We start from the raw sequence: 8200 nt of genomic DNA on the forward strand, positions 1-8200 counted from the left end.
AAGCCCCGCCTCTTTCCTGCGCTCTTTTACAAATGTAGATAAAGTCTTCATTATATGCTTTCAAATATAGTACAGAACAAATATACAGATTTATATGTATAAAGATATATTTTTAGATAATATTCTTTATTATATGTAATAGCATATATTTTATAATTTTAAAAAAGTAAGGTGAAATTACTTTAAAGTATACTCCAGGGTCACACTCCAGAGTCACACTCCAGACTAAAATGGAAAGAGAAGTTTCCCAAAACAAATGAAAATAAAAAAGCCAAAACACTGATAATCAGTTGTTTTGGCTTAGTACTCGAGGCGGGACTTGAACCCGCACGGGCATATGCCCACAGGATTTTAAGTCCGGCGTGTCTACCAATTCCACCACTCGAGCGTGGAGAAAAAAAATCCGCCAAGGGCGGATAAATCCTGAGCGAAAAACGGGATTCGAACCCGCGACCTCCACCTTGGCAAGGTGGCGCTCTACCAACTGAGCTATTTTCGCAATTTCTATACTCGCGTAAGCGGGTATCTCGCTTCGCCGCATAAAGCTATGAAGCGCAATGCGGTCAATTTGTTTTATGAACTTTAATATACTATCAATACTAAACGCGACCTCCATCCGCCATCGGCGGGATGGCGCTCTACCAACTGAGCTATTTTCGCATACATACCCGCGACATTGTACTACGAAGCTTTAGCGAAGTAGTAAGGCGGGAAATCGAAGATTCAGCGGAGCTAATCTCGCTTCGCCACATAAAGCTATGAAGCGCAATGCGGTCAATATGTTTTCAGAACGTTAAGTTTTTTGTTACTTCAAATCAAACCCTCCTTATCGGTAGGCAGGCGCAAATTTAAAACTTTTTTAGCAATACCAAAGGGTTTTCAAAAAAAAGTGGAGGAAAAAACAACTTATTTTTTTAATCTCATATTATCCTTCCTCACCAGCATTCTTTTAATCTCATTCAGCTTCATCAAAGCTTCCACAGGCGTGAGCGTATCAATGTCAAGGCCAAGTATTTCCTCCCTGATTTCTTCCAGAAGTGGGTCATCCAAATTAAAAAAACTGAGCTGCAAATCTTCCCTTCCTGCCTGCTTGATGTTATCGGTCAACGCTTCAGAAGAATGTGATTTTTCAAGTTTCCCCAACATTTTGTTGGCGCGTTGCAAGACTTGCCTGGGCATTCCGGCCATTTTGGCGACGTGAATCCCGAAACTGTGTGCAGATCCGCCCGGGGTGAGTTTTCGCAAGAACAGCACATTGTCTTTTAATTCCTTTACCGAAACATTGTAGTTTTTGATGCGGTGAAAGGTTTCGGCCATTTCGTTCAACTCGTGATAATGGGTGGCAAACAGGGTTTTGGGTCTTCCGGGATGCTCGTGCAGGTATTCACTAATCGCCCACGCAATGGAAATCCCGTCATAAGTGCTGGTGCCGCGGCCAATTTCATCAAGCAATACCAGGCTGCGGTCTGAAATGTTGTTGAGAATACTCGCCGTTTCGTTCATTTCCACCATAAAGGTTGATTCGCCCATCGAGATGTTATCACTCGCACCCACACGGGTAAAAATGCGGTCCACACAACCCATACGCACGGCTCGGGCAGGGACAAAACTCCCAATCTGCGCTAATAAAACAATAAGTGCCGTTTGCCTGATTATGGCCGATTTACCGCTCATATTGGGTCCGGTTATCATAATGATTTGCTGCTCGTCGCGGTCGAGAAAAACATCGTTGGCAATATAAGGCTCGTCCACCGGAAGTTGCTTTTCAATCACCGGATGGCGACCGTCTTTGATGTCAATTTCAAAACTATCGTCCAGTAAAGGCCGGGTGTAGTTGTTTTCGGAAGCATGTTGCGCAAAAGAACACAGGCAGTCCAAACGGGCAATCAGGGAAGCATTTTGCTGCACCTGCGGAATGTATCCTGAAATGGTTTCCACCAATTTTGCAAACAACTCCTGTTCAAGCGCCAGTATTTTTTCTTCGGCTCCCAGGATTTTGTTTTCATATTCTTTAAGCTCTTCGGTGATGTAACGCTCGGCATTGACCAGGGTTTGTTTTCTGATCCAGTCGTCTGGAACTTTATCTTTGTGGGTATTACGCACTTCGATGTAATAACCAAACACATTGTTTGAAGCAATTTTCAGCGAAGTGATGCCGGTGCGTTTGGTTTCGCGTTCCAGCATATTGTCGAGGTATTGCTTGCCCCCTTTGGAAATAGAACGCAATTCGTCAAGAGGTTCAGAAAATCCTTTGGCAATGGAATTTCCTTTTAAAATATTTACCGGAGCCTCCTCATTGAGGGTCTCTTTTATTTTTTCGCGTAAGCTGTCACACCCATGCAGTTGCTCACCGATGATTTTGAGTGCCTCAATATCGGAATTCAACGCCAGTTGCTTAATGGGAACTATCGCTTCCAGCGAATTTTTCAACTGAATGATTTCCCTGGGATTGACTTTGGCCGTGGCCACTTTGGAAATGAGGCGTTCCAAATCGCCAATATGCCTGATGTGCTGCTGAATTTTTTGCAGTAAAGCGGGATGGTCAAGCAGAAAGCTCACCACCTCGTGACGTTCAATGATTTTACCGCTGTTTTTAAGCGGCAAAGCCAGCCAGCGTTTGAGCAACCGACCACCCATAGCTGAAATGGTCTTGTCAATGACCTGCAACAGCGTTACCGCATTTTGCGCAGAAGAAAAGTACAGTTCCAGGTTGCGAATGGTAAAACGGTCCATCCACACATAGGCATCTTCGGCAATGCGTTGCAGTTGGCTGATATGATTGAGTTTGTTGTGACGGGTTTCGCTTAAATAATGCAGTACCACGCCTGAAGCAATGATGCCGTGTTCTAAATGGTCCACCCCAAACCCTTTTAGTGATTTAGTGTTAAAATGCTTGTTGAGCGTTTCAACGGCATAATCTTCCTGAAACACCCAGTCTTCCAGATAAAACAAATGAAAATCGGTGCCAAAGGCATTGAAAAAATCTTTCTTTTTCTGCTTTTGAATGAGCAGCTCACTGGGTTGGAAATTTTGCAACAACTTGTCAATATAGGCTTCATCGCCTTCTGAAGTTAAAAACTCACCTGTGGAAACATCGAGAAATGAAACCCCAATGTTTTCTTTTCCAAAATGCAGGGCTGCCAGAAAGTTGTTGCTTTTTGACTGGAGTATGTCGTCGTTGAGTGCCACACCGGGAGTTACCAACTCAGTAACGCCGCGCTTCACAATAGTTTTGGTTTGCTTAGGGTCTTCCAACTGGTCGCAAATGGCCACACGGCAACCGGCTTTGACCAGTTTGGGCAAATAAGTATTTAAAGAATGATGTGGAAAACCGGCCAGCTCGGTTTGATCGCCGCCGTTGTTTCTCGCTGTCAACGTAATGTTTAAAATTCGCGCTGCACGCACGGCATCTTCGCCGAAAGTTTCATAAAAATCCCCAACGCGAAAAAGCAGCAAAGCGTCAGGATACTTAGCCTTGATGGTGTTGTACTGCTTCATTAAAGGGGTTTCTTTCTTGGCCATGTTCACATCTTTCTATAACAAGCTAAGGTAAAAAATCGCTTTGGGTTTTTAAAATAGCTATTCCTTTTTTATTGAGTTTTTATCAACAATAATATGCCTCACCCCCCTTACCCCCTCTCCACACTTCGACTTCGCTCAGTAACCGGAGAGGGGGAGCAATTTGATTGTGATTATTCATTTTAAAAATGATTTTATGATAACGTTAATACTCATATAAAGGAATAACAATTTACTTTGAAACACTAAACAACCTGTATCCTGCTGAAAAATTTACTTTGTGGCCTGTGTTTTTGCCTGACTTTTTTTAACACCTCTGCGCAGCAATTTATGCTGGATGGAAAAGTAACCTATGACACGAATGAAGACATAGAAAACATTCATGTGTTCAATCTCTCTACCTCCAGAGGCACATTAACAGACCTGGAAGGAAGGTTTAAAATACCGGTATCGATAGGCGATACTTTAACCACTTCATCCATTCAGTTTGTCAATAGGAAAATTGTGGTTTCTATTGAACATTTTGTTTCAAAAACCATAGTCATTGAACTACAGGAACTCACCAACCAATTGGATGAAATTTTCTTAAAAAACCATAGCCTTACAGGCAATTTGGAAAAAGATGCGGGCTCCATAACCACCCAGCCTGTTGTCACTGCACTTTCTCTTGGAATCATTGACAAGGAAATCAGGGTTTTGACGCAATCAGAAAGGCAGTTAAAAACTGCGCAGTCCGGTTTTCTGGATCCCTTGATCAACACGATTTCCGGCAGGGCTAAAATGTTAAAAATGCGGGTTGAATTAGATAAGAAAAATCAACAAATCGAAAGTGTCCTTGAAAAATTTCCTGAAAATTATATCATTGAACAATTCGGCATCGCCCCGGAAAAGGTTTATGATTTTCTATACTATTGTGAAACTCACCCGGAGTTCAGTGATATCGCAAAAAAAGATGCCATCACCATACTCCATTTTTTAAAACAACAAGTTGAAAATTTTGCTGAAATTGAGAATGTGGAATAAGACAAATATATAAAATCTTACTTTTGCATTCATGAGCAACAGAAAATTAAAGAACGAAGAACTGCCCCGCTTAAGTGAAAGCGAATTTAAAAAAGTAGAAAAACTACCTTTGATTGTCATACTGGACAACATCAGGAGTTTAAACAACATTGGTTCTGTTTTCAGAACAGCCGATGCTTTTCTTATCGAGAAGATATACCTCTGCGGCATTACGGCGCGACCGCCGCACAAAGACATTCACAAAACAGCACTCGGTGCCACCGAAACCGTTGACTGGGAATATGCCGAAAACACTCTTGATGTGGTGCAAAATCTAAAATCTGAAAATGTAAAAGTACTGGCCATTGAACAAGCTGAAAAAGCGGTGATGCTCGATACATTTTTACCCCTGAAATCTCAAAAATATGCCGTGGTATTTGGCAATGAAGTAAAAGGTGTGGCCCAGGAAGTGGTGGATGCTTCAGATGCTGTTGTTGAAATCCCGCAGTACGGCACCAAACATTCGCTGAATATTGCCGTAAGTGCCGGTGTGGTGGTTTGGGATTTGTTTTCGAAGCTAAAGAAAGTTCATTGAACCCTTTTGCGATTTGGCATATGAAGTAATCAACTTTAATAGCACGCAGATGACGCGGATTAAACTGATTTTCGCGGATTGGCTTTGGATTATGAAGAAACCTGCCTTAAAACCTCCAGATAATCTTTTCGGTTTTTGACAAAATCCAGTTCGGTGATGTCGATGATTTTGATTTGGTTTTTAGGCTGCGCCTTGATAAAGTCTAGGTAGCCTTTTTGGATGGACTCCAGATAATCGGCTGATATGGTTTGCTCATAATCCCTGCCCCTTTTCTTGATGTTTTCAATCAGTTTTTCGGTGGATTGAAATAAAAACACATACAATTCCGGGCGTTTGATGTCTTTATACATCAGTTCAAAAAGTCGGCGATACAATTTAAACTCTTCTTCCTGCAGGGTGACTTTAGCGAAAATAAGTGATTTGTAAATATCATAATCGGCCACGATAAAGTCTTTAAACAGGTCCAGCTGGCCCAGATCATCGTGCACCTGTTGGTAGCGGTCGGCCAGAAAAGACATTTCAAGCGGAAAGGCATAGCGGCTTTTGTCTTCATAGAACTTGGGCAAAAAAGGATTGTCAGCAAAGCGTTCCAGAACAAGTTTGGCATTAAAATCATTTGAAATGGTTTCGGCCAAAGTTGTTTTGCCTGCACCGATATTTCCTTCAATAGCCATATAGTTAAATCGTGCCAAGTCAAAAACGGTAACAGGGTTTTTTAACCATCGCTGTAATTTGTGAATTTCGGTGTCATCAGTACATTTGGCAAGCAATTGTGAAGTTGACTTCTTTAAAACCGGGTGAATCACTTCAGGCGCAATGTCATTTAAGGGTTGTAAAACAAAGCGTCTTTCCTGGATTTTCGGGTGGGGAACTTGCAAGTTTTCAGAAATGAATTCTAATTCATCAAAATATAAAATATCGATATCGATGATTCTGGATTCATAATCTGTTGTTTGTTTTCGGCTTCTGCCCAATTTTATTTCTATCGCTAGGATTTTTGCCAACACCTCATCCACTTTAAAATTGGTCTGAACAAGAATTGCAGCATTCAGAAATGAGTCGGCTTCAAATCCCCAGGAGGCGGTTTCATAGACCGGAGAAATTTTTTCAATAGAACCAATTTCTTCAAAGATAGCGTCGACCCCTTTTTGCAGATGCAAAAACTTGTCGCCCATATTGCCGCCCAGTGATATGTAAAGTTGATGCTGACTCATTAAAGGTATTTGGTGTTCCGAAAATAGTTTTTGCAAATTAAGAAAAACTAATGCAGTTCTGCTAAAATTGTTATTCACAACTTTTATGAAACCAGGTGTTTTGATAAATTTTGGTTTATTGCAAAGCTGATTTTCAATCATAAAACGGCTTCCTTTCTGGAAATAGCAGGCAGAATTCCTTTTATTTTTCACTTCTTTGACAATTATGTGGAAATCTTATCAAGTATTTGTACCTTTGCGGCTCAAAATTAACTGCTAATATTTAGAGCTGGGTCTGCTCGACGATAATCACTTATCAGTTTTTGAAAATAATCAGGGGTTTGTTGCGTGACATATAACCCTTTATAATCTTTAAAAATAATTATGCTAAAAGTAAAAGTACAGGACGGAGAAAACATTGAACGCGCTTTAAAGCGTATGAAAAACAAGTTCAGAAACACTAAAGTCCTTCAAAAGCTGAGAGAAAACCAGCAGTTTACCAAAAAGTCTGTTAAAAGAAGACGTGAAGTTCAGAAAGCCTCATATATTCAAGGCTTGAGAGATCAGGAAAACGCATAAAAAACCACATTCAAATGCACTCGTTTAAAATCTACAATAGTACTATTAAACCCGATGCAAATGAGAAACAGGAGATTGTTGATTTCTTATTTAAACATCTCGACCAATACGGCGACCCCAAAGAGCATATTTTAAGCTGTTTGGAATTTGCCACCATGGAAAAGCTAAAATCATTTGGCGGTTTTGCATTGGTAGTTAAAGAGAAAGATGAAATTCTTGGGGCTACCATCATCAACCAAACCGGAATGTCAGGCTATATTCCCGATAATATTCTGGTTTATATCGCTGTTCACGAAAAAACCCGAGGCAAAGGCATCGGCAAGGCTTTGATGGAAAAAGCCATCACTATTGCAGAGGGCGACATTGCCCTGCACGTTGAGCCCGATAATCCCGCAAAAAAACTTTACGAAAAGCTTGGTTTTACCAACAAATACCTGGAAATGCGGCTTCGTCGCTAGAAGCTATGAAGCGCAAAGCGGCTTCGTCGCTTGTAGCTTGGATACGCAACGCAGCTTTGACGCTAGAAGCTAAGAAGTGCAAAGCGGCTTCGTCGCTTGTAGCTATGAAGCGCAAAGCGGCTAAAAAAATAGGTCATGCCTTTTTTAGACATTTTAGTGTTTGTCATTTACCTGATCCTGGTTCTTGGAATTGGGTTTTATTTCTACCTAAAAAACAAAAGCACCAACGATTATTATGTGGGCGGAAGGAATATGGGCAGCCTGCACGTGGGCCTTTCAGTAGTGGCTACTGATGTGGGCGGCGGATTTTCAATAGGCTTGGGCGGACTTGGTTTTGTCATGGGTCTTTCGGGTTCGTGGATGCTATTCACCGGTTTGATTGGCGCATGGCTGAGTGCTGTTCTGCTGATTCCAAAAGTGATTGACAAAGGGCACCGGTTTAAATTTCTCACATTTCCACAACTTTTAAAAGAAAATTACGGCGCAAGTGTTGCACTGGTTGCCGGCATTATCTCATTTATTGGTTATTTAGGGTTTACATCTTCACAATTACTGGCAGGGGCAAAATTGGCCGTCGGCACATTTCCTGAATTGGATTTGACTCATGGTTTATACATTATGGGAGCCGTGGCAGTTGTTTATACTGTTTTTGGTGGCATAAAAGCCGTGATTTACACAGACACCTTTCAATGGGCTATACTGATGATTGGGCTAATTTTCGTGGGAATACCCATTGCCTACTTTAAACTGGGTGGCTGGGAAGCCATTCAAGCTGCTTTACCTACAGAATTCTTTTCACTCACCAATCTCAGTTGGGTGCAATTTGCCAACTGGTTTATAACCATAGTTCCCAT

General features: G+C 41.5%; 7 protein-coding genes and 2 tRNA genes. 5 read left to right on the forward strand and 4 right to left on the reverse strand.

Annotated elements, in window-relative coordinates:
- Positions 1-304: 304 nt before the first annotated feature.
- The 3 genes from AC6F75_RS10040 to mutS form a co-directional block, all read right to left on the reverse strand.
- A tRNA-Leu gene (locus AC6F75_RS10040) sits at positions 305-388 on the reverse strand.
- Positions 389-426: 38 nt separating this feature from the next.
- Positions 427-499: transfer RNA gene (locus tag AC6F75_RS10045), tRNA-Gly, on the reverse strand.
- Between the two features lie 407 nt (positions 500-906).
- Complete coding sequence (mutS, locus tag AC6F75_RS10050) at positions 907-3522, reverse strand: DNA mismatch repair protein MutS (protein ID WP_500714892.1); 2616 nt, start codon at positions 3520-3522, stop codon at positions 907-909.
- Positions 3523-3849: 327 nt separating this feature from the next.
- Here mutS and AC6F75_RS10055 point away from each other — a divergent pair, with 327 nt between their 5' ends.
- Entirely contained in the window at positions 3850-4542 is a 693-nt protein-coding gene (locus AC6F75_RS10055; protein WP_500714893.1) for a carboxypeptidase-like regulatory domain-containing protein, read from the forward strand.
- 31 nt (positions 4543-4573) lie between these two features.
- Positions 4574-5116 carry a TrmH family RNA methyltransferase gene (locus AC6F75_RS10060; protein WP_500714894.1) on the forward strand — a complete coding sequence of 181 codons (543 nt, stop codon included), beginning with the start codon at positions 4574-4576 and terminating at the stop codon, positions 5114-5116.
- Positions 5117-5205: 89 nt separating this feature from the next.
- On the opposite strand, the gene folK is transcribed toward AC6F75_RS10060, so the two are convergent.
- Positions 5206-6330 (reverse strand): 2-amino-4-hydroxy-6-hydroxymethyldihydropteridine diphosphokinase, encoded by a 1125-nt coding sequence (gene folK / locus AC6F75_RS10065; protein ID WP_500714895.1) that lies wholly within the window; start codon positions 6328-6330, stop codon positions 5206-5208.
- 363 nt (positions 6331-6693) lie between these two features.
- On the opposite strand from folK, the gene rpsU reads away from it, so the two are divergent.
- The 3 genes from rpsU to AC6F75_RS10080 form a co-directional block, all read left to right on the forward strand.
- Positions 6694-6888: a 30S ribosomal protein S21 gene (gene rpsU / locus AC6F75_RS10070; RefSeq protein WP_500714896.1), complete on the forward strand. Its 195-nt coding sequence runs from the start codon at positions 6694-6696 to the stop codon at positions 6886-6888.
- A gap of 14 nt (positions 6889-6902) precedes the next feature.
- Positions 6903-7346, forward strand: a complete 444-nt coding sequence (locus tag AC6F75_RS10075) for a GNAT family N-acetyltransferase (RefSeq protein WP_500714897.1) — start codon at positions 6903-6905, stop codon at positions 7344-7346.
- 135 nt (positions 7347-7481) lie between these two features.
- Positions 7482-8200: sodium:solute symporter family transporter (locus AC6F75_RS10080; protein ID WP_500714898.1), on the forward strand; the 719-nt coding region annotated here is incomplete at its 3' end.

The organism is Planktosalinus sp., assembly GCF_059864935.1.